This window comes from Paenibacillus sp. EB106-05-06-XG162 (assembly GCF_058791655.1).
The window spans coordinates 1,146,175-1,166,883 of sequence record NZ_JBYTDT010000001.1 but is presented as its reverse complement, the minus strand read 5'-3'; the positions used below and the strand labels follow the sequence as shown (position 1 = coordinate 1,166,883).

General features: G+C 43.6%; 23 protein-coding genes. 4 read left to right on the top strand and 19 right to left on the bottom strand.

The features are described 5' to 3' along the window. Window positions 1–13: 13 nt before the first annotated feature. Window positions 14–1,963, bottom strand: a complete 1,950-nt coding sequence (locus AC3WU2_RS05095; RefSeq protein WP_492451857.1) for a TOMM precursor leader peptide-binding protein — start codon at window positions 1,961–1,963, stop codon at window positions 14–16. Continuing rightward, on the bottom strand, window positions 1,960–3,921 hold the full coding sequence (locus AC3WU2_RS05090; protein ID WP_492451855.1) for a putative thiazole-containing bacteriocin maturation protein: 1,962 nt from the start codon (window positions 3,919–3,921) through the stop codon (window positions 1,960–1,962). The genes AC3WU2_RS05095 and AC3WU2_RS05090 overlap by 4 nt, the downstream gene beginning before the upstream one ends. 142 nt (window positions 3,922–4,063) lie before the next feature. Between AC3WU2_RS05090 and AC3WU2_RS05085 the strand changes: the two genes are divergently transcribed. Beyond that, complete coding sequence (locus AC3WU2_RS05085) at window positions 4,064–4,237, top strand: hypothetical protein (RefSeq protein WP_492452213.1); 174 nt, start codon at window positions 4,064–4,066, stop codon at window positions 4,235–4,237. Here AC3WU2_RS05085 and AC3WU2_RS05080 read toward each other — a convergent pair. The 4 genes from AC3WU2_RS05080 to AC3WU2_RS05065 form a co-directional block, all read right to left on the bottom strand. Next, entirely contained in the window at window positions 4,154–4,351 is a 198-nt protein-coding gene (locus AC3WU2_RS05080; RefSeq protein ID WP_492452195.1) for a hypothetical protein, read from the bottom strand. The two genes, AC3WU2_RS05085 and AC3WU2_RS05080, sit on opposite strands and share 84 nt — an antisense overlap. A gap of 652 nt (window positions 4,352–5,003) precedes the next feature. Then, complete coding sequence (locus AC3WU2_RS05075; protein WP_018759383.1) at window positions 5,004–5,720, bottom strand: 3-ketoacyl-ACP reductase; 717 nt, start codon at window positions 5,718–5,720, stop codon at window positions 5,004–5,006. A gap of 363 nt (window positions 5,721–6,083) precedes the next feature. Beyond that, window positions 6,084–7,124 carry a Gfo/Idh/MocA family protein gene (locus tag AC3WU2_RS05070; protein ID WP_492451853.1) on the bottom strand — a complete coding sequence of 347 codons (1,041 nt, stop codon included), beginning with the start codon at window positions 7,122–7,124 and terminating at the stop codon, window positions 6,084–6,086. Between the two features lie 15 nt (window positions 7,125–7,139). After that, entirely contained in the window at window positions 7,140–7,865 is a 726-nt protein-coding gene (locus tag AC3WU2_RS05065; RefSeq protein ID WP_492451850.1) for a sugar phosphate isomerase/epimerase family protein, read from the bottom strand. A gap of 293 nt (window positions 7,866–8,158) precedes the next feature. Here AC3WU2_RS05065 and AC3WU2_RS05060 point away from each other — a divergent pair, with 293 nt between their 5' ends. The 3 genes from AC3WU2_RS05060 to AC3WU2_RS05050 all read left to right on the top strand — a co-directional run bounded on the left by AC3WU2_RS05060 (window position 8,159) and on the right by AC3WU2_RS05050 (window position 9,472). Further along, window positions 8,159–8,770, top strand: coding sequence for an AraC family ligand binding domain-containing protein (locus tag AC3WU2_RS05060; RefSeq protein WP_492451848.1), 612 nt, complete (start codon window positions 8,159–8,161; stop codon window positions 8,768–8,770). Then, a complete protein-coding gene (locus AC3WU2_RS05055; RefSeq protein WP_492451846.1) occupies window positions 8,746–9,009 on the top strand; it encodes a helix-turn-helix domain-containing protein in 264 nt (87 codons plus the stop codon). Before AC3WU2_RS05060 ends, AC3WU2_RS05055 begins: the two co-directional genes overlap by 25 nt. 127 nt (window positions 9,010–9,136) lie before the next feature. Next, window positions 9,137–9,472, top strand: coding sequence for a YuzC family spore coat inner layer protein (locus AC3WU2_RS05050; RefSeq protein ID WP_492451844.1), 336 nt, complete (start codon window positions 9,137–9,139; stop codon window positions 9,470–9,472). A gap of 90 nt (window positions 9,473–9,562) precedes the next feature. Here AC3WU2_RS05050 and AC3WU2_RS05045 read toward each other — a convergent pair whose 3' ends face one another. From AC3WU2_RS05045 to AC3WU2_RS04985, 13 genes are all read right to left on the bottom strand, one after another. Further along, a complete protein-coding gene (locus AC3WU2_RS05045) occupies window positions 9,563–10,045 on the bottom strand; it encodes an LURP-one-related family protein (protein ID WP_492451842.1) in 483 nt (160 codons plus the stop codon). A gap of 275 nt (window positions 10,046–10,320) precedes the next feature. Then, complete coding sequence (locus AC3WU2_RS05040; RefSeq protein ID WP_492451840.1) at window positions 10,321–10,806, bottom strand: GyrI-like domain-containing protein; 486 nt, start codon at window positions 10,804–10,806, stop codon at window positions 10,321–10,323. Window positions 10,807–10,953: 147 nt separating this feature from the next. After that, window positions 10,954–11,448, bottom strand: coding sequence for a DUF6933 domain-containing protein (locus AC3WU2_RS05035; protein ID WP_492451838.1), 495 nt, complete (start codon window positions 11,446–11,448; stop codon window positions 10,954–10,956). Between the two features lie 230 nt (window positions 11,449–11,678). Beyond that, window positions 11,679–12,248 carry a hypothetical protein gene (locus tag AC3WU2_RS05030; RefSeq protein WP_492451836.1) on the bottom strand — a complete coding sequence of 190 codons (570 nt, stop codon included), beginning with the start codon at window positions 12,246–12,248 and terminating at the stop codon, window positions 11,679–11,681. Window positions 12,249–12,489: 241 nt separating this feature from the next. Next, window positions 12,490–13,080: a hypothetical protein gene (locus tag AC3WU2_RS05025; RefSeq protein ID WP_492451834.1), complete on the bottom strand. Its 591-nt coding sequence runs from the start codon at window positions 13,078–13,080 to the stop codon at window positions 12,490–12,492. A gap of 244 nt (window positions 13,081–13,324) precedes the next feature. Then, window positions 13,325–13,666, bottom strand: a complete 342-nt coding sequence (locus AC3WU2_RS05020; protein ID WP_492451832.1) for an immunity protein TriTu family protein — start codon at window positions 13,664–13,666, stop codon at window positions 13,325–13,327. A gap of 269 nt (window positions 13,667–13,935) precedes the next feature. Then, window positions 13,936–14,637, bottom strand: coding sequence for an SMI1/KNR4 family protein (locus AC3WU2_RS05015; protein ID WP_492451830.1), 702 nt, complete (start codon window positions 14,635–14,637; stop codon window positions 13,936–13,938). 155 nt (window positions 14,638–14,792) lie between these two features. Next, window positions 14,793–15,533, bottom strand: a complete 741-nt coding sequence (locus AC3WU2_RS05010) for a DUF5071 domain-containing protein (protein ID WP_492451828.1) — start codon at window positions 15,531–15,533, stop codon at window positions 14,793–14,795. Between the two features lie 173 nt (window positions 15,534–15,706). Further along, window positions 15,707–16,186, bottom strand: coding sequence for a GNAT family N-acetyltransferase (locus AC3WU2_RS05005; protein WP_492452193.1), 480 nt, complete (start codon window positions 16,184–16,186; stop codon window positions 15,707–15,709). A 288-nt stretch (window positions 16,187–16,474) separates the two neighbouring features. Beyond that, on the bottom strand, window positions 16,475–16,870 hold the full coding sequence (locus AC3WU2_RS05000) for a hypothetical protein (protein WP_492451826.1): 396 nt from the start codon (window positions 16,868–16,870) through the stop codon (window positions 16,475–16,477). A gap of 310 nt (window positions 16,871–17,180) precedes the next feature. After that, window positions 17,181–18,491 (bottom strand): esterase-like activity of phytase family protein, encoded by a 1,311-nt coding sequence (locus AC3WU2_RS04995; RefSeq protein ID WP_492451824.1) that lies wholly within the window; start codon window positions 18,489–18,491, stop codon window positions 17,181–17,183. A 317-nt stretch (window positions 18,492–18,808) separates the two neighbouring features. Continuing rightward, a complete protein-coding gene (locus tag AC3WU2_RS04990) occupies window positions 18,809–20,110 on the bottom strand; it encodes a bifunctional DedA family/phosphatase PAP2 family protein (RefSeq protein ID WP_492451822.1) in 1,302 nt (433 codons plus the stop codon). A 62-nt stretch (window positions 20,111–20,172) separates the two neighbouring features. Beyond that, window positions 20,173–20,658 (bottom strand): NUDIX hydrolase, encoded by a 486-nt coding sequence (locus AC3WU2_RS04985; protein ID WP_492451820.1) that lies wholly within the window; start codon window positions 20,656–20,658, stop codon window positions 20,173–20,175. Between the last annotated feature and the right edge of the window lie 51 nt (window positions 20,659–20,709).

Genomic DNA, 20,709 nt, shown 5'->3' with positions numbered 1-20,709 from the left:
CCATAAGCCGTATTTATGGGAACGGGTGCGGATATGGATTAAGCTGCTCGGGCGACAAAGGCTCCAGCGAATAAGACAGCTCCGCAGGGACCCTGAGCACTCTATCCAGTCCCGTCAAACGGATGAGATGCTGCCCGAACGTCATCGGCAGCATGCCAGGAATGAGCACTTTCACACAATGTAGTCCGTTACGACGCGTCTCCGGAGTCGTCTGGTCGACCACGATCACTTCAAGATTCAATTGGTGAAAAACATGCAGCATGGCCTTCAGATCATCGGTCAGATCGGCGTTCCAGCCCCTCGGTTCAAACGCTTCGGCGAACGATTGCATCGGACGATCGTCATTCAGCAGAAAATCGAGCCGTTCCTCCGCCTGTTTCAAACCGTACAACATGGAGTGATCCTCCATCTGAACGACCTGGTACGGATCGTGAAGCATCCGTTCATACTGCTGACGGTTTTCCTCGAATTTCTCGCTGACCGTGAGCAGCATGCCCGCCACCTCGTGGATCGCGCTCTTCGCCGCGCGGATCGGATCCGGATGGGCGCCCGCAGCGCAAATGAGGTTCACGCCCCGCTCTTTCTTGTTTTTCGCGAGCGCCCACACGCTCGGTATACCGTGCTCCATTGTCGATTTATACAAATGCACCTCATAGCCCGCCACGGTCTCCAAACGATCCGTCATCCATCGCAATTCCCGGTCCTGGACCGAACGGTGGTCCAGGCGCGGCAGGGGCAGCCGCGCATACCAGGTCATGAGGAAGGAGTCGCGCTCCACCACTTCCAGCATCCCATAGAAGATCGCTTCCTCCAGACTGCCGCCCAGCGCGCAGCCATTGGACGTTTCGTATACGAATCCGTGACCGCAGCCCGAACTGTAATAAGCCAGCAGTTCTGGTACGAGAATCGGACGCTGCTGCAGGAATGAATAGCCCCATACCCAATCGATCGGCCGCTCGGGATCGAATGGCTTGAACGGGAAGTCGGAGCGTTCATACTGTTCCTTCGCATGGACGCCTACGCGGAGAGGATCGAGTGCCTGGTCCTGCACATTGCGGTAACTATCATGAACGACGGATCGTTTGCCGCGGGGCGACAGACCGCAATAACGCTCCAATCCCTCCAGGATGGCTGTCATTTCGCTATCCGCATAGCAGTGTGTCCGACCTGCGCAAGCCTCATCACCGCCAAACAAGGGCAAATTGATACTCGCATCGGCGAATGGGGACACAAGGTCAACCATTTTCCCGTTCAGAAAACCGGTCCTAGCATCCAGGTATTCTTTGGCCAAAACATTCTTCAGCTCATCCATTGAACGGCTGCGATACGTTTCGTCGCTGATTTTCAGGCTTGGCTGCAGCGCAACGCGGGCCGTCTCCGCATCGTCTTCAGGTAACGAGCCGCAGATTGAACATAGCGGATCAGGCAGGAAGAAGTGCGACGAGCTTTTCAACGTACGCAGATCGATCAAGTACATCCGGCCTTCCATCTCCGGCTGCCCGCCATCTAGCATCTTCACGGCTTCTGCCGCAACAAGGCATGCCACCTGCAATATTCCCGAGCGTGACGCCCAAGCGTCCCTGGCGATTCCCCCATGCGATGCCAGCTTCTGCTGTAGATCCCATGATTCCCTTCGGTCGCTTCCTGCCAGCAGGAGCCGGGTATCCGCGCATTGCGAGCATCCTTGCCCCTCCGGACGAACCAGCGGACCAACAATTCCTTCTCCGAATGCAACAAAACCGCGTAGCCAGGGCGTTCCCGACTGTCGGAACCGCTCCTCCGCCGCAAGATGAATTGAAGGATCCCATGCATCGTTCAACACCAACGCCAAGTCTCCCGTTGTCGCCTCTCCAGATTCCATGCTCTTCTGCCGAATCAGCCGATAGCGGTCATCGGCAGACAATTGCTTGCTTACCAAATCCGCGAGCTGTCCTTCCCCAATGACCGTCACAATCGCGCTCAATGCGTCTCCTCCTCTCGCAGCGACACGCCAAACACACCTGCCAACTCTTCTTTCATAAACGGTTCTATCGACAAATCAACGACCGCGATCCGCTTACGGTTCAATTGCAGGATCTGCTGGACGGACTGCAGCGTCATGCCGTATTCCGACTCATCGAAGCTGGGAATCGTCAGATTCTGCGGTAAAGCATCTTCCACCTTGACCGATGAGCGCTCCAGGATTTGGGCTTGGATGTCCGCCGCATCGTTTTGGATTTTCATCAGCGCCTGTCGGAGCGCTTCTCGCAGCGCCATCGTGCGGTTGACTCCGACTCCGCCGTACCAGTACCCGTTCGTACCTACCCAGACGACCGGGAAACCCGCCGCTTCTTGCCCTAGTCCGATTACCGGGGCGTCCCGCATCGTAGTCAATGCGCGCAAGCAATAGTGGCAAATATCATCCTCAACCTTGCTAAGCTTGATTCGATAAACGGAGGGCATATTAGATTCGGAACGGCTTTTCAGCTCCTCGAACAGACATTTCCGCAGTCCGCGGAAGACCGCTTCCGCGACTGTCTCTCCCGCTCCAATCCCTACAAATTCATCTGGCTGCGAATCGAGTTGGCTTACGGAAGAATCCGGCTGCGCAGGTCTGGTAGCCTTCAGAACCCCGGCTAGTCGCGACACGTACGACTCGATGCCGGCCAAGCCCGCTTCCTTCCTGGCTTCATGGTGCGTCATTTCCGAACAGACGATCTGCGGCAGCAGCTCGGCGGGACCTTCCGACAGCGGGTCGACTGCCTGGACGCGACACTGCGAGAGAGGAAGCTGCTTCGAGTCCCCTTCCTCCCAACGGTGAAGAATACCGGTCTCTGCCGAAGTCAAGCGATTGAAATAGGAGAGGAGACGGTCTGCTCCCTGCCTCTCCGTACGCTGATCGATCGGCAGGTCGAACAGATCTGTAGGATCGGCCGGATGAAGACCCTTGACCAGTGGATGAGGAAGTAACGAATGCCATTCGCCCTCTAATGTTTCCGGATTCAGCAGAAACAGCTTTCCGTTCAATTCCGAAGCTGTCGTCCCCGTTACAGTCTTAAGCCATTCGAATACGACCACATTCGCGAGCATGGCTTCACACGTACTAGAGACGTCAATCGCCCGCTCCTCATCGCCAAGGGCGGTTCGGTGAATCCTGCGCCATGCGGATTCGAAGCAGACGTCCGAATCCGGGTGTACCAACGGCCCTACTATGCCCGCATGCCGCAAGTAGACGGCAGGCAGCAGTATCTTCTTCGCATCCTTGCAGGCAGCATGCAGCGCTCTGAGCTCTCCGGGATCGTCATCCTGAGCGACGTAGAGAATGGAGTCCGCCAGTCGTACGACTTCCGGCCAATCGAGGGAGCCGTCATGCGACGGAAAGATCTCCTCGATCTCGATCTCGGAGTCCGATAGCCGCGCGGTCGCTGTTAGCTCGGAGATCCGCTGGCGATCCGTAGTCACCGGGTTCGTGATCAACATTCGAAACCGGGGCATTCCAGATTCCAACAAAGCCGCAACTAGCGAGACAAATATCGGACCGGAACCGACCGCAATCGGATTAGCCTGCCGATAGGTTTGAAAGCGGTGAGCGCCCGAACCGCCCATACTGTCCAGAAATTCGATCTGTGAGGCATATTTCCGTTCGATCACTTCCAAGAGGCTGTGCGTATGGTCTTGACTAGTATCCCGGACAAAGCCGTTACTCAGCAGTACTTCCGCGATTTCATAAACCCGTACCCTGTACAGTTCCGGCAGCCCGTCCGTCAGATCGGCCATGGAATAATTTCCACTCCACATGGGCATCAATTTTTCGATCCATTGATCGATCATGTCGCCTTCCATTCGGAACGAACCCGTATTATTGCGAAAATAGACGCCTCCATTCGAATCGGGGAGAAAGAACGTATCCCCTTTCACTTTCAAACGCATAGAAGGATTCAAGTTTTTATTCCTCCTTAAGGTTTTGCCTCCGGCAAAACCACTTCGTAAGCATAAACTTAGGTTTTGCCGGAGGCAAAACCATATTGTACGCAGGGCTTCGTTTTCCCCTCTTTTTTATGTTATGTAGAGCGGATTGTCCGTCATGTCTGATATTAAAAAAGGAACTGCCCTGCAGAACGTGACATCTGCAGGGACATTCCTTTTACTGATCACCAAGCGGCCTTTTCGGTACTTAGCGGCAGCGAGCGCAACTTCCACAACGTACGCAGTTGCTACAGCGGAAGCAGCTGCTGCAGCGGGAACAGTTGCTGCATGAACAAAAACCGCCGCCGCAAAAACCGCCGCCGCCGCAAAAGCCGACGCAAAAAAAGCAAATGCCAACACATAACCGAGAATCCCCCGGACCGGTCTGACCCGACGTATTCGCCATCCCCGTCGAATTGAACTGGCCGACTTTCAAGTTTTGCAGATCCTTCTGGAAATCACCCATTCTATACCCTCCATATCATTCATTTCGCTGTCTCTGCATGGGGCAATCGATATACGAGAATGTTTAGATCTGGAATCGACCGGCATGCTGCCCATCCCCATTATCGACTAGATATTTTATGTAATTGGATTCGCTAGCGTTCCAATGACAATCGACTATAAATAGAGGTGTGTCGTGGGGAATATTCGTGAAAGCTGCGATCAAGAGTATAAACGTAAAACGGTTGAATATATGGAATCAACGGTCTACTCTCTGCTAAATCCTAACTTCTCATATATTACAAGATGATTTAATTTATCATGTAGTTTGAAGATTAATTCGACTGGACTTCCTTCGTGAAGTACCATTTCCGCAACTGCTTTTCTAGTGACCAGAAAAAATACAGCAATATATAAAGCCAAAGCCACTCCTGCAACAATGGAGTGGCTTTGGCTTTGTATCCCAATCAATATTGTTTTCAAATCAACCCATAATGAGTAAAATCACCATATAACACGGGTTGGCAGTACCCCTTTTAAATCTTTTTATTCTAAACAAAGAAGACGCCATCCAAAATACATCGGATAGCGTCTTGATAATTCGAATAGTTCTATTAAGGATTCGTTGACCACAGTCCAGCATGTTTTAATACAACACGTGGATGAAGTTTTAGCTGTGCAACCATTAATTCTGCTAAATCTTCTGCTTGCATCACTTTTTCTGGATTGCCGTCTGTTAAGTTTAGCTCAACAGCCATATCTGTTGCAACCGTACTTGGCGTTAACGTTGTAACGCGAATATTTTTCTTACGCACTTCAAGCATTAAAGACTCACTGAGCCCAATAACAGCAGCTTTTGAAGCCGAGTATGCACTAGTAATTGGAGCACCTTTTTGACCAGCTGTTGATGAGATATTAATGATGTCGCCTGTGTTTCGTTCTATCATTTCCGGTAATACCGCACGTGTTGTGTAGTACACACCTTTAACGTTGACATCGATTATATTGGTCCATTCTTCAGGGGTTAAGTCCATGAAGCTACCGAATTTTGAAATGCCGGCATTGTTTACTAAAATATCGATTGCACCAAGCTCGCCACGAATTGATTCAACCGCTGTGGTGATCGAGTCTAAATCCGCTACATTCGCTGCAGCGATTGCTACTTTCACATCATACTGTTTAAGTTCTTCTGCTACTTGTTGTAAATTTTCAAGCGTACGTCCAACAAGACCTACGTGAATACCTTCTTGCGCAAAAGCTACTGCTGTTGCACGTCCAATTCCACGCCCTGCTCCTGTAATTAACGCCACTTTTCCTGCGATGGTCTGCATGTTTTTCGCTCCTTTGGATGAGATAGTTTTATTATAGACTTCTTTAAGAGTAACTTCATCCTAATTACGGTTTTCCACATGGTGAAGATTTATGGATAACCTAAACTTGTTTTTAGTCTACCTTTACGAAAAGTTTCTTATGTCACCGAAAGTTGAGTTATTAACTTATTCTAACAAGGGCATAAGAAACAACGCACAACTCCTCACAGATTCATTCCATGAGGAGTTGTCTACATTTATGAGAAAACCTCTACCCTCGGCCTTTCGAAGATGAGTGACCTACAAGTTTTGCTTGCAAAACTCGCTTCGAAAGCAGGGTAGGTTTTATCGCCAATCAGAAAGTTGTTTTTGCATGCCAAAAACTTATACTTTCTGATGTGGTAAGAATATCTTCTGTCCGCTCTTCGCACTCTCTATGGCACCCAGCACCATCGCCATACTATGTATGTTGTCTCGGCAATCCGTCTCGGCACGGCGCCCGTGTTCCAGAGCCAGGAACATCTCATCCAAGCAGCCTGCATGCCCCGTGTTTCCGTCCCACAGGAACGGTGCTTCCACGCGGACCATCTCCCGCATGAACTGGCCTTCCTGATTACCGGGAGACACCACCTCGGCATACGGTGTTCCCGCTCCGTCCCAGATGGCAGTTCCCTTCTCACCCGTAATCCGCCAATCAGCTTCCCAGGATGTTGCCGCGCCTTCCGCACACCATGAACCTCGGTAACAGAACACCGAGCCGTCCGACATTTCATAGATACAGATGGCGGAGGCATTGCCTTGATACCAAGAACCTGGCGGATTGAATTCGTGACAGTACACCGAAACCGGGTCTGCACCGAGTATAAATCGTGCTTGATCGAAGGTATGGATCGCCATGTCTAGGATCAAGGGGCTCTCCATTACATCGCGGAATCCACCGAAATGAGGGCCTAAGAAGAAATCTGCATTGATCATCCCGGGCTTCCCGATTGTCCCTTGTCGGATCAATTCGCGCAGCGCGCGAATATTCGGATCGTACCGTCGATTCTGCATCACCGCTAACGTCCGCCCAGTCACTTCTGCCACCTGGATGATCTCTCGCGCTTGTTCCATCGAAGCCGCCATCGGCTTCTCGCCAAAAACATAACATCCCTGCTTCATTGCTGTCGTACTGATATGAAAATGACTGTCTGGTATCGTTACATCCAACACGAGATTGGCTTTCGATGCTGTAATCGCATGCTCCAAATCCGTATATAATCCGCACGATAATTGGTACGTGTCCTTGATCTTCTGAGCATTCTCTGCATAGAGGTCTACCAGCGCAACAATCTCAGCATCTGGCCGCTTCATTACTTCCTTCACCCAAGCGTGAGACATTCCACCGCAACCTGCGACAACGACTCGATAGGACTGTGTCTGCATCCCAACCCCCCGCTTCTATACCGGGTTCGGCACAAAAGAACCGCCGCGGCACTGTTTCAAATAATGTAATGCGTGAACTTGTCCCGTCATTTCCAGCTCATCCCGGTAGACCGGATCATGCCAACCCTCAATATCGATCGTTCCTTGATACCCCGCTTGGCGCAAGATGGTTATTACATCTGTCCAGTTCGTATCACCGAATCCAGGTGTCCGATGCCATACGAATTCTTTGGGACCGTGAATGCCATGTTCTTTCACGATGTCCCAAGCAATGGTCGCATCCTTGCCGTGGACATGGAATATTTTATCTGCCCACTTCCGCAGCTGTGGAATCGGATCAATCAAACTTACCATCTGGTGGCAAGGCTCCCACTCCAGACCGATATTATCAGCCGGAACCGCATTGAACATCATTTCCCAAGCTTGCGGGTTATGTGCGATGTTCCAGTCGCCTTTCCACCAGTTGCCACCCATATCGCAATTCTCAAAGGCAATCCGTACGCCGCGATCGTCGGCACGTTGTGCTAGTTCGCTGAACACTACCTGAAAGCGGGGAATGGAAGCATCAATCGGTTGATCTGTTAGCCTGCCTGTAAAACCGCTTACGACTTCGGCACCGAACAAATGCGCGTGATCAATGACCCGCTCCCAGCTCGCTAACGTATCGGCATTGTCTCCTTCGGCTGTCAGCGGATTTCCGAATACACACAGACTTGAAATTACAACACCATGTTCATCCACGATCTCACGTACTCTTTTCGCCGTCTCTACCAGATCAATGTCCCCCGTGGACTGCCAGAATGTAAGACTAAGGACTCAAACCCATAGGGTAAAATTTGCGGAATCACACGAACAGCGTCATGCCCGCCGACCAAGGTACCTATACGCAAAAAATGATTACTTCCCTTCATTGTCTACCACTCCTAAATTGAGTATAGTGAATTGCATAAACCCATTTTAACGCCGCGAATTTGATAATTCTCTATACAATCTTGTGCTTTTTCGGTTCTATTTTGCGATAAGGAGCTTGAACGATGACCTATCCTCAAGAATTGCGCGAACACACTTATTTTAGCGATCCCTCTTATCCGATTAACATCTTCAGGATCCGACAGGAGCCTTCCCATGTAGGTGCCCCTTCACTATATATGCACTGGCATGAACATTTCGAAATTTTACTGATGATCGAGAGTCGAGCTATGTTTCATATCGACAGCAAACCCTTTGAAGCAGAACCTGGAGACATCGTTATCGTCCCCTCAGGCGCACTTCATGTCGGATACAGTGCATGCGCAGGTCCATTAGAATACTATGCCATAGTCTTTAATGCCTCCCTGCTCAAATCCAACAAGGCAACAGATTCGATGCATGCCGTCTATATCGCGCCTTATCTGGATGGAAGTCTCTTGTTCCCCATTATGCTTCGCTACACGAATACGTCGAATGGGGTGTTCAAGTCCGTGTTGGAGCAGGTGATTCAAGAATTCGAAGGGAAGCAGCGCGGGCATGAGCTGATAGTCAAAAGTCACATGTATTTCCTTTTCACCGTCATTCGAGAAATGTCGATCGGTTCAAAAAGCTTCTGCTATATATCGACTCCCATTATCAAGAGCCAATTACGGTGGAGCAAGCCGCCTCGATTGTGAACCTGAATCCTTATCACTTCTGCAAAACGTTCAAGAAAACGACTGGATCGACGCTGATCGAATACATCAACTTTGTTCGCATGAATGCAGCCGAGCGACTGCTGCAAGATAGCGATCTTACCGTCACTGAAATTGCCGAGCGCATCGGATGCGGAAATCCGAACTATTTTACCAAGCTGTTCAAACAATATAAGGGCATCGCTCCCTCGCAATGGAGGAAGAACGCCCTTCGATCTTAGTGTTGATGATGCCGCTGCTGAATTTCATGCATTCCCATAATGACGGCCACGAACTCGTAATCGTGCAAGGGAACATAATGTTATTTGGGCCATATACTAGTGATTATTTGGAGAGGAGTATCCCCCAATGTATTATTATCCTTATCCTGGCTACTATCAAAGGCCAACGCCTTCAACTGATCCTGCTAATGTAGATCAATTCAAATACTCTGCGCAGCAATTTCTTGTACCTGCGGCGGAAATGACCCATCTCTTGCATACGATTGCTTATAATCCTGGATACGCACAACAAATGAAGGAAGCAGCCTCAAAAAACAATGAGGAGACGATTCACGATTTAATTAAAGCCGCAGGTGTTAAAACACCTCATTCTGTTTATTTTACTCCTGACGGAATATTCATTACGATTAAGCCACAGGAAAACAGTGCATGTTTCGCTATACGTTTATCTCTTTGTTGGTGACGCTCTATGATAAAAAAAACTCCTCACAGCTATAATCCATGAGGAGTTGTCTACACATATATAAGAACGCCTTCTATCCGCTCTTTAATCTTAATGATGATGCCGCTGCTGAATTTCATGCATTCCCATAATGACGGCCACGAGCTCGTAATCGTCAAGTCGGGATGACTGGTTATCCAAGCAATACGCTCCTGATTCGAACCAACTGCTGGTCTGCTCGAATTTCGCTACGAGCCGCTCTTGCATATCGTATATTTCATATTCCTTGGAAAAGGCCTCTGAGGTGATATCATACTCGCCCCGTCCATCCGTTTCATACGTAAACTTCTTGGAGAATAACGTCATTCGCTCACGCAGCAGGCCCAGTGACTCACCATGCGGACCTGTTACTTCCCATTTATTAGACAACATCGGAAACCGACCCGAGCAGCGAATCGCCCCCGTCTGGTCATACACATCCACAGTTGACGTGAATGCACTCCGCAAATCCATTGTACCTAACAATTTCTGTGATTCGCTGAAAATCTCCGTTTCCCCACTGCTAAAGAACCGATCTCGAAACATGAGCTTCATTTTTCATACCTCCTATAACCAATACGAACCATACGAATGAAAAGGTGCAAAATAATTCCATATATTCATTTTAGTTGCTCAACTTCGCAGCAGAAATTACCAAATAAACCCTCGATGTACAAGAGCATATCTGCCGTCCAAGGAAGCGATAGCGACCGGCCGCGACGCGGTTAGGCAGTGCAGGGTTGTCGGTCCGGACCGAGGGCCGAATGGCCCGAAGCGTGTGCATCGTGTTATGTGATGTCCTATGCTATCAGTGATCTGCCCACACATCCTTACTTCTTAACAATAGGAAAATATATATCTGTTATTGATTCTTCTGCTTCTGGCCCTTTAAATCTTTCATCATATATTTCAATGTTGTATTGATTTGCTAATCTGTATTCATTGTTTTTAAGCCATGTTGTATATAGGTAATTGTGAACTTGACCCGCATTTTCTGCAGGTCCTTTAAAGGTAAATACAATATACTCATGCTTTGGTACTTCTCTATAGACCATATCTTTTGGCAATTCTGTAGTTGCAGAAACCTCAACTCCTATAAAGTATTCAAATTTATCGGTTTCAGGATTATAATTCTCCGGATCAGTTGATAATCCAAATACTTCTCTTGTATTAATGATATTCTTTATTTCAGATTTTCTAGCCATAAACTGTTCAGCAAGATTAATTGTCACTCTTTTTTGTACGTCTTCTAGCGTAACGTCACATGCCATACCTACCAGTAACATTCCATGTCTTTGATTCATTTTAGCTTCCATGAATACTCCTCCATTGAATTAGTTTGAGTTTTATATTTCACTTGCATTGGATTTCATATAACGTTGTTGTGTGCATGAACCTAGGGGCGATTGCCCCGAAGCATGCACATGGTGTTATCCGATACCAGTGCATTCCTGAGTTTACATTCACACTGTGTTGAAGTTAATATGATCTTTAATTGATTCCTTAAAATAATCTATTGGTTTCTTGTAATCTATTGGTTTATGTATTATTCTATTCAACCACTTCAATCGTTTAATATTGTCACTAAAATCATCATCAATAAAAAACGTAACTTCCTTCATTGTTCCTAATACACTTCTACTATTTGTCTTTGAAATAACTACTTCCGCACCAAACTCTAAATATGTATTGATCAAATCCTCCTTAACTCCCTCTCGGAGCAAATATTCCTGGAGAATCACCAAGAATTTCTCTTTCAAACGCTCTAACTGTCCTGTTCTTATTCCATCAATGATTACAGTTAATCTAGTTAGATCATTTACAAAAACGATGTGTTTTCGTTTGTTTAAGTTATAGATATTTACATGCCAACTTAAAAGCGGAGGCACATTCATGTCTTCAATTGAAGTTGTTTTCATATCTTTTAATAAATCTTTAGTAAGTCTTAGAATAATCAATTTTTGATTTTCCTTTCTCGCACTGGTTTCGCATAACGTCCTCAGTATTCTCGATTCCGAGAGGCTTATAGGAGAGCCAGCGACTGGGTCGAAGACTTAGCCTTTCAGGATTGTCTGCTGATCCACTTCTTTGAATCACCTCATGCAGACCAAGGACCGAAAGGTCCGCAGCCTGAATTCGCTGTTATCGGATGTCTGTGCCATCCTGATTGTTCTAACACTTATTTTATTCACTTTAATTTTAATCCTTTTAAAAATTTTTCTGTTATCTCATTGGTTATACTAATTGCTTCTATTCTACAACTGGCTGGAGCTGTTATCATTTGACCACTCTCCGAATTCCATCCAATACCGCTGTTATCCTTTGATTTATTTTGATCTGAAACTAATATTGTTACATTAGTGAAATCGTTATTGAACACTAAAGTTCCATACTGGTAAGTATGCGAACCATTTGTTGCACCATTATCTTTTCGATATGTAAAATACGGATAATTAATGACACCCGCTCCTTCATTTGTAATTAGTATATTTAATTTTCTCTGATCTAATGGAACAGGTATTTCTTCACCCGCTATGTCTATAGTACCTTCAAATTTTCTTTCCCCGAAGATGTTTTTGTACAACTTTCCTTCAATATTTACATTTACAAGTTTTTCTGACTCTAAAAGCTCAGTTCCTAATCTGTATTTTATACCTTGTGCATTAATATTAACTTTCTTGGGATAAAAATATATAAACATAACAATTGCTATGGTTGTTAAAATTATTGTAATAACTGATAAAACAAGTTTCTTCATTGTGAACTCCTTATTTGTGCAGATTTCCGATAACGTTTATGTGTTCACGACGTCCCACCGACTTAAGGGCCTAAGGCCCGAGCACTATGCGCTTAGTCGGTGCGGATGTGTCCAGCTGCATCCACTTCCCCGAAATCCCTCTGCCGAACCGAGGGGACTTGTCCCCCGATGCGTGAACATGGTGTTTTAGGAAGTCAGTGCCTTCATCGACTATTCTTTCATAATCTATTCCTATCTCTAATTATTTAAGGTTTAACATTTGATTATTATAGAAATTCATTGCAATTTCATGATTCCAGATCTGTGCTTCAACATAAGGGATCGTTCCTTTAGGAATCATTGATTCAAGGTTATTCATTATATCATTCGTCGTCATCATAGACTTTACTTCTGACAATGTAAAAACCCTCCCATGATATTTAGCGTTGTAATATTCTTCAGGTTTATCTCTTCCAATCCAAAATGAAACCATACTATCTGGTAATGTAAAACTTACATCTTTTTCACTAAATATAGATAACGGAATTCGTAGTAAATTTACATCTAATCCCGTACTCGAAGCGTAACTCTCTATCCAATCTGCTGTCCCCAAGACAGTATAAAATGGATATTTATCTTTTGGTACTCCGCCTTTTTCTTTAAATCCGTTTCGTAACCAATTCTCAGCTTCTAATCGGTTCTCCCAATATTGAACTGGTTCTTTGAATCTTTCAAAGATAGGCGTGTCATCACATAGTTCTTCCATGACTTTCATAGCTTCTGTTTTTGAAAGTGCAGACAGACTTCTAAATGGTACACCATTGTAATAGTGCGTAATGTATTCAAACATCATCGATCGATCCTCCATACTGCTTTTATTTGTTTACGCTGATTTCTTATAATGTTCTTGTATCTACGAACCCTCACTGCCTTAAAGGAAAGTAGCGACTGGCCACGACGCGGTTAGGAAGTGCAGGGTTGTCTGCTCTGATCACTTCTCCGAAAAATCCTCTGCAGACCAAGGAGCGTAAGCGACGCGTCATAGATACGGTGTTATAGGATGTCAGCGACTTATTCGATATACCATTAAATAATCTCTATTTGTATAATTGAGTATTCTTTTTATTGATTCCGGTTTGTAATACTTCAAAATACTCTTTCAATAAATCAGTAAAGTCAGTATCAGGGGATATCTCCTCGATATACTTCCAAAGGATCATCTTTTCGGTTCCAATATTTATAACCTCATATTCCATTTGGCATGATTCCCAAACAATAACCTGACCAAGACATTTTTCTGATTCATGTATTACTCCTGTCGATGGGTTAGGAACAAGACTCTCACCAATTTTATGCTTTACAAATTCAGTAGAAATAAATTCTTCCTTTAACTGTTCAATACTGCTTTCAGCCCATTGTTTGAATTTGTTTCTTACCATTGAACAGGCCTCCTGCAAGGAAAAGTTATTTATAATTAATCTTTAAGGTTTTCGCTGATTTCATCTTACGTTTGTATATCTACGAATCAGAAAGGCTTAAGGCGCGAATGCGCAGGGTGACTTCGCCATTTAGCCTTGCAGGGTTGTCTGCCTGATCCATCTTCTCCGAAAACCCTCGGGCAGACCAAGGAGCGTTAGCGACGCTGCGTAGATATGTTGTTAGATGAAGTACCTGACTTCTTCGACATACATTAAACTCAATTTCTCTTTTAAAGATTTAATTCTATTAATTTTCTAAACTCATTTGCTGAATCACTTTCAGGTACTATTCCACTTTCTTTTGATTTAACAAACGGCAACCACTGCCAGTCTTCAGATCCAACGAAACCAATTCTCGACCAGTTATCCATAAATTCAATGAAATCATTACCTATTATATATCCATGCCCTTCACCATCATCATGACTTAAATAAACAATTGGAAACTTTCCTTCTTCTCTTAAATCAAATGCAAAATAATCACCATTCCCTACTTCCAGAAAAGCTAATTTGTTATGCCACACTTCATCATACTTATCTTCTGAATTAGGAAAAACATGTTCTATCCATCCTTTCCTTCCTTCATCAATTTCTACGATTTTGTTAAGGCTCCAATTAGGTCTTCCACTGAAAATTTCTCTATACTGATTAGGAAGTTTAAGATCATCAGGAAAAAACCAACGAAAACTAAATTCGGCGGAGAAATTTAATAAGATATGTTTGAAACTCACAGGCAATAAGACACCCAACTTCTGCTCTACTAATTTTATTTGATCCTCAGTAGTTGGATCTTTAATTATTATTTCTTGAACCTCGCCACCTAACTCTTTAATCCGATTGGCTATTCGATCAATACGTTCTCTAAACAATTCAATTGAAAAGGACATTTTAATCTTTCCTTTACTAATTTTTTCTAACTTCAGGTATTTCATCTAACGTTCTTGTATCTACGAACCCGAAAGGCTTAAAGGAGCGACAGCGACTGGGCGGCTTCGCCACTTTGCCTTGCAGGGTTGTCTGCTGATTCCTCTTCCTCGAAAAATCCTCGGCAGACCAAGGAGAATAGCGACGCAGTGTAGATATGGTGTTATGCGAAGTATGACACTTCCTCGACAAAACTATCAATATCATCCAAGTACACTCTCAGATAGGATGTCTTATTGCAAAAAGAAAATTGCTCTGAATTGCGCTCATAAAAATCTTTAGATAAATTTGGTTTGAAAATACGATCACGAAATTCACGATTAAGCTTTTCGCAATCTACATTTGGATACTGTTCAATAAGTTCGTGAAGTTCTAGTTCCGTATTGTTTTTCTTCTCTTCTAATTTCGCTAATATTTCTTGCTTTGATAGTAACTTGTGATTCAATAATAATCTCGATGCTTCGATATCATTATCTCTTCTTTGTGAAATCAGAATTAATTCTTCTTTTAATTGATTTATATATTCTGTAGACCATTCATTAATTATTTGAGAAAATATCCATCCTATCCAAATATCATCGTCTGAATGTTGTTGCAAAACATCTCTTATTAAAGGAATTAGTGGACTGCCAATTGTTTTTAAAAAGTCTGCAATTACCATGGCACCTGGCCAGTTCAAATCTTGTATCCATTCAAGTAATCCTGGAAGTATAGTCTGTACCCTTGGATAACCTAAGCTAACGATTACTTCTGCAGCTCCATCCCAATGTCCTTTAGTTAAGGGCTGCACTAAAAAATGAAGGTCTTTATCATTAATCTCTTTTAGTTTTTTCTTAGCATTTGATTTTTCTTCATCCGGAGCATCCCAAGAGAGCTTTTCTATTAATTGCATTATTTCATTCAAGATAATCTCTTCTTTCTATTTGTCATATTTCGCATATCTACAAACCCGAAAGGCTTAATGGAGTGCAGCTTAGCCTTGCAGAGTTGTGAGCTGAATCCGCTTTACTGCTTACCTCTTCTTGCGAACCAAGGGTGTAGCAAGTCCCCGCCTTCATGAGCATCAATCAAAATCATCTACACTTTAAAATGGTATTGTATGAGTTGGTCGATCTTACCCAGGTATTCTTCACTACCTATTCTACTAACTTCTTCAAAACCGATCTTAGTAAGCATTCTTCTGGATCTGATATTCGATTCATGTGTTTCCGCATAAAAAGTATTAATTCCTAATTTAGTTGAACCATACTCAATCATACCTAGAACTGAACTAAATCCTATTCCCTTCCCCCACATTGTACTTTCACCAATCGCAATGCCTAATTCAGCAGAATTGTTTTTGATGTCAGCTAAGTCAGCGTAGCCAATTATTTGCTTATTAAGTTCTATTCCCATTCGAATAGAATTGTCTCCTGTTCTATTTACGCAATTAGTCCACCAATTATATATTTCTTCTGGAGGTTTACCTTTCTGCCATCCGTTTGCTGAACAAAAAACTTCATCCCTGCTCCAATTTAAGACTGAATTATAATCATCTATTGTTATATTTCTTAGAATTATTGATACTGAAATGACTTTTCATCCTTTCTAATATCTTTAGTATTCTAGATTTGCAGGGATTTCCTATAACGTTGTTGTGTTCACGACGTCCCACCGACTTAAGGCGACAAAGTCGCCGGGCGCGATGCGCTTAGTCTGTGCGGATGTGTCCGGCTGATTCTACTTCTCTGCAACCGCCAATTGCATCCCTGAACCCACATCTAACCCCTGCCGGACCGAGGGCCGAATGGCCCGATGCGTGAACATGGTGTTATACGAAGCCATATAGCCCAGCTTACATTTCTCTTAATCATTTTTATCATCAGTTTCATAAATATTAGTGCTACAACAAATTGATTTATTATATTTAACTTCAACAAGAATTTCATCGTCATTTGATCCTCTTATAAATCTTTGTTTTAATTTCCCTTCATAATTTGAATAAATATAAGAAACCTCAACATCCTTATATCCTTTAACATAGCTGTATTTATATCCATCTTTGGTTTCATATGAATGTATCTTTACTTCTGGATCATTTTTAGCTGTTTGTAGCCATGAGTCAATCTCTTTTTGATGTATAGAATCGACTGTATTTAATTTATACGAGAATATGAATGGCTTCTCATTTTGATTGTCTTTGTTGTTAAAGCAACCTGTTGTAAGCAATTGTAAGGACAAGATTACAATTAAAAATCTCAACTTACTTCACCTCAATTAAAAAAATGTGTTGTGTATGTCTTTAATAATTTCACTTCGGGGTTTCATATAACGTCGAATTCACGACCTTGTAAATAATCCCATATCTAGAGTATTCGCGAAATTATTGAGCTATCCTGCCCACTAGCTTAATAAAACAAGGAGCAGCTGCCGCGGCATTCTACTCCTTGTTTCGTTTTACTAACGTGCCCCTTTACCTTTATACAACAAACCCAGTACCGGTGCGGTACTGGGTTGTTTTTCACAGAAATTATATTTGTTTTGAAGGGTTCTCTTTGCGGCCCTTCGTAGATTATTTTATGATAGTGGGAAGTTCGAATGTCCAGAGCTGCGTACCATTCTCCGCCGAAGTGCTTCCTACTCCAAAATCATTATCATTGATTATGACGAGTGTCCGTCCATGCAGCAACGTAATCCCCTCGATTTTCTCATAAGGGTATTTGAAACTCACCGCATCCAATACGGATCGTTTCGACGGCGTAGAAATCCCTTGTTGTGCTAAATCGGACGCATTCATTTGTTCAAGGGTTTTCCCAGATGTATCTGCCGTATCATAGCTTCCCAAAATATTAGTTGCAGCGGAAAGATCTGTCGCATAAATTTGTTTCAATTGTGCTTTCGTTCCGACATTTTTATCCCGCTCATCGATGAGCAGGGTATGTTCATTGACGGCGAACAAATCAGAAATAACAATATCGGATTGCTTCAAATCCTTGAAATTAGCGGCATCCTCCGTCACATAAGCATATTCAGCGATAGGTTTTAACGTCTTCATATCGATTTTCAAGATACGTAAATTTCTAGAGTTATCGACGGTTTTATCGGGATTACGAAGCGGGCTTTGCATGGCTGCGAACATCCATTTTCCATCCGGCGTGATGCTAATTGCTTCAATGCCACGATTTTGGCGACGACTCAAGTAAGACGCTGGAAGTACTTCTTTAAGCGGAACCGCTGGAGATTGCAACATCGCGCTCATGCCCTGCGGAACAAGACGTTGTAGGATGGTCCCGTCCTTCTTCACTTGTACAATACTTGGACCGTATTCTTCAGATAACCAGAACGTTCCATCTTTTGAATTGTAGGCTAGTCCCTCAAGATCCAAGCCATAGGGGTCATAGGACAGAATTTTCGTCGCTGCTGTATCATAAGGGATTTCATCATGTTTAATAACATTCGGTAGACCCGTGATTTTAGAGGTTCCTGTGACTGGATCTTTGCCTTTGACTTGTAGAGGGATCGACGAGAGAATGGAGATTTTACCTTTTTCTATTTTGATTTTATAGATGGATGGCGTGAAATTCGGTAACGGGAAGGTACGTCTAGTTTCACCATCGATTTCAACCTCACCGTTCGGTCCACGGTCACTGCTTGTGTAGAATACATTGTCAGGGTCGCCTGGTAAATGAACTAGCGATGATCCAAATCCCATTTTAATGCCTTTCGACAAATCCGGGGATTGAAGTATGTACTTCCCAGTTAGTTTGGGTTGGGACGTAACGTTGGTTTGATCAGCATGTGCCTGCGGAATGGCTGTCATCATGATCCCTGTTCCGATCGTTGCTACAGCAAGCATGGATAAAAGAATGTTCTTTGCGTTCATGTAAGTTATTGCTCCCTTCGACATGTTATACCTTATTATGACAACAGCTTGTTCGCGAGGCATTAACCAAGTGTAAGAGGAATGTAAAAATTTTCTTGTCTCGGGCCTTGGATAAGAACTTATATCCATAAATGAGAAAAACTTCTATCGATGTATTCTCGAAGATGAGCGACCGCGTTCAGCGGTTGTTTTTATCGCCAATCAAAAAGAAGTCTTCGCTACATTTGCGAAAACTTATACTTTCTGATGTGGTCAAAAAGCCCGCTTATGCGGGCCTTAAATAATAGATTTACAGCCCGTACAATTCGTAGCCGAGGTTACTTCGTGTTAAGCCGTACTTCTTTATTGCGCAATATACGAAATATCTCAAATAAAATCACATTTAGACTAAGCCATGCCCCAGCAAATATATACCCGGCTGCTACATCGCTTGGATATTGTACATTGAAGAATATTCGGCTAATTCCTACCAGTAAACAAAGGATGAATACGAATAACGTAGCAGTTATCCGAATTTTCACATTACCATAATGGCGGACCAATAAAAAAGCTGCAAATCCACAAACGGTAAGCGAATTTAATGTTTGTTCGCTTGGAAATGTATAGGGAAACTGAAGCCCTACTGGTTCAGGACCTGTTCGATGAAACAACATTCGCAGACCCTCCGCGAGTATTTCTCCTCCAATAATAACAAAGGCAAAGAAAGAAAATTCAAGAAATCGGTCTTTTCCCTTAAAAAATATCCACACACTTGTGAGGATGATTACTGGTGCATACACGTAATAAGAACCCAACAAAGCGAAATTGTTCATCGAAGCCGTCCAACTTGAATCGAATATCTGATGAATGACGTAAGAGGTGACCTCATCAAATTGTGTAAACTCTTTCTCAAAGAAATCTTGGATTATCCCAATCATTAAAGAAATAAACAAGACAAATACAGCAAAGACAGAAAGCACAAAAAATCTAACCTTGCCCATGGATTGGAATCGCTGTACCCATTTATTCAGGCTGCTAATGAGCTGATCTTGGATTTGCTGCTTATTTTTCCGGTATATATAAACCAATATAAAAATAACTGCCGCAATGATTCCGCCTATAATCAGATATCGATTTATGGTGTGATGATACTGCTCCCATTTCGGGCCTAATACTTTACCTAGTGATATAAAAACACTGACCCAGAAAAAAGCCCCAATATAAGAAAAAATGGCATATATCCGAAACGGAATACGAGTGACACCTGAAAAGTACCCCGTTATATGGCGTACCCCGGGGATAAAATAAGCGATGATCAATACCTTATTTCCGTATTTTTGAAACCAATGTGACACCTTGTCAAGCTTGTCAGGTCCCAGATGAATGCGGGTTCCATACTTTTCAAAGAAAGGAGTTCCTAACCGAAAGCCGATCCAATAAGAAATCGTCATTCCAACAGAAGCTCCGACCCCAGCTGTTATTATTGAGAGAATCCAATTGAGTTTTCCTTGAAATACAAGGAGTCCGGCATAGCTCATTAATACCTCTCCTGGAAGTGGTAATGCAAGCATCTCAAGTAATAAAGATATAAAGAGAACCCAATTTCCATAATGTTCTAGCCAGTTTGTTAAAAAACTCAATTTCCATTCCCCCTCCATATCTATTTTAAACATTTAAGAAAAAAAATAACCCTTGATTCGACTCAAGGGTTGCTCGCTGTGTAGCCTAGCCTAGACAATAAATTATAGTCAGGACTTACTTCCCATGTTTCATACGGAATAATAGCCGTTGCTCGCATAGCATCGAGTGTACGAGATTTTTGGTTTGGACGCGTTATGTATTGATCTATATTAGATTCGTTTAACGCAATATATCTAGCTTCTTGAATTTCTTCTGGTTGAATTATTATTTCACCACTAACATACTCTGCTGTAAAAACGACTGATAAAACATGTTTCGTTGCATTATAATACACACCTGTAATTCCAAGAGGTCGTATTACAATGCCCGTTTCCTCCAGGTATTCCCTACAAACAGCTACGTCCAATGGTTCCCCAGGTTCAACGTTTCCTCCTGGCATTTCCCATGTATCCGAACGCCAATGAGTCCTGAGTAATAAGACCTCGCCTTTTTCATTCTTAACAAAAGCTGAGACAGAAACTAAATGTTTTGGTTGTTCGTACTCCACTCGATATCACCACCCATATTTAGTTTAATGTAACCTGCTCATAAATAAGTG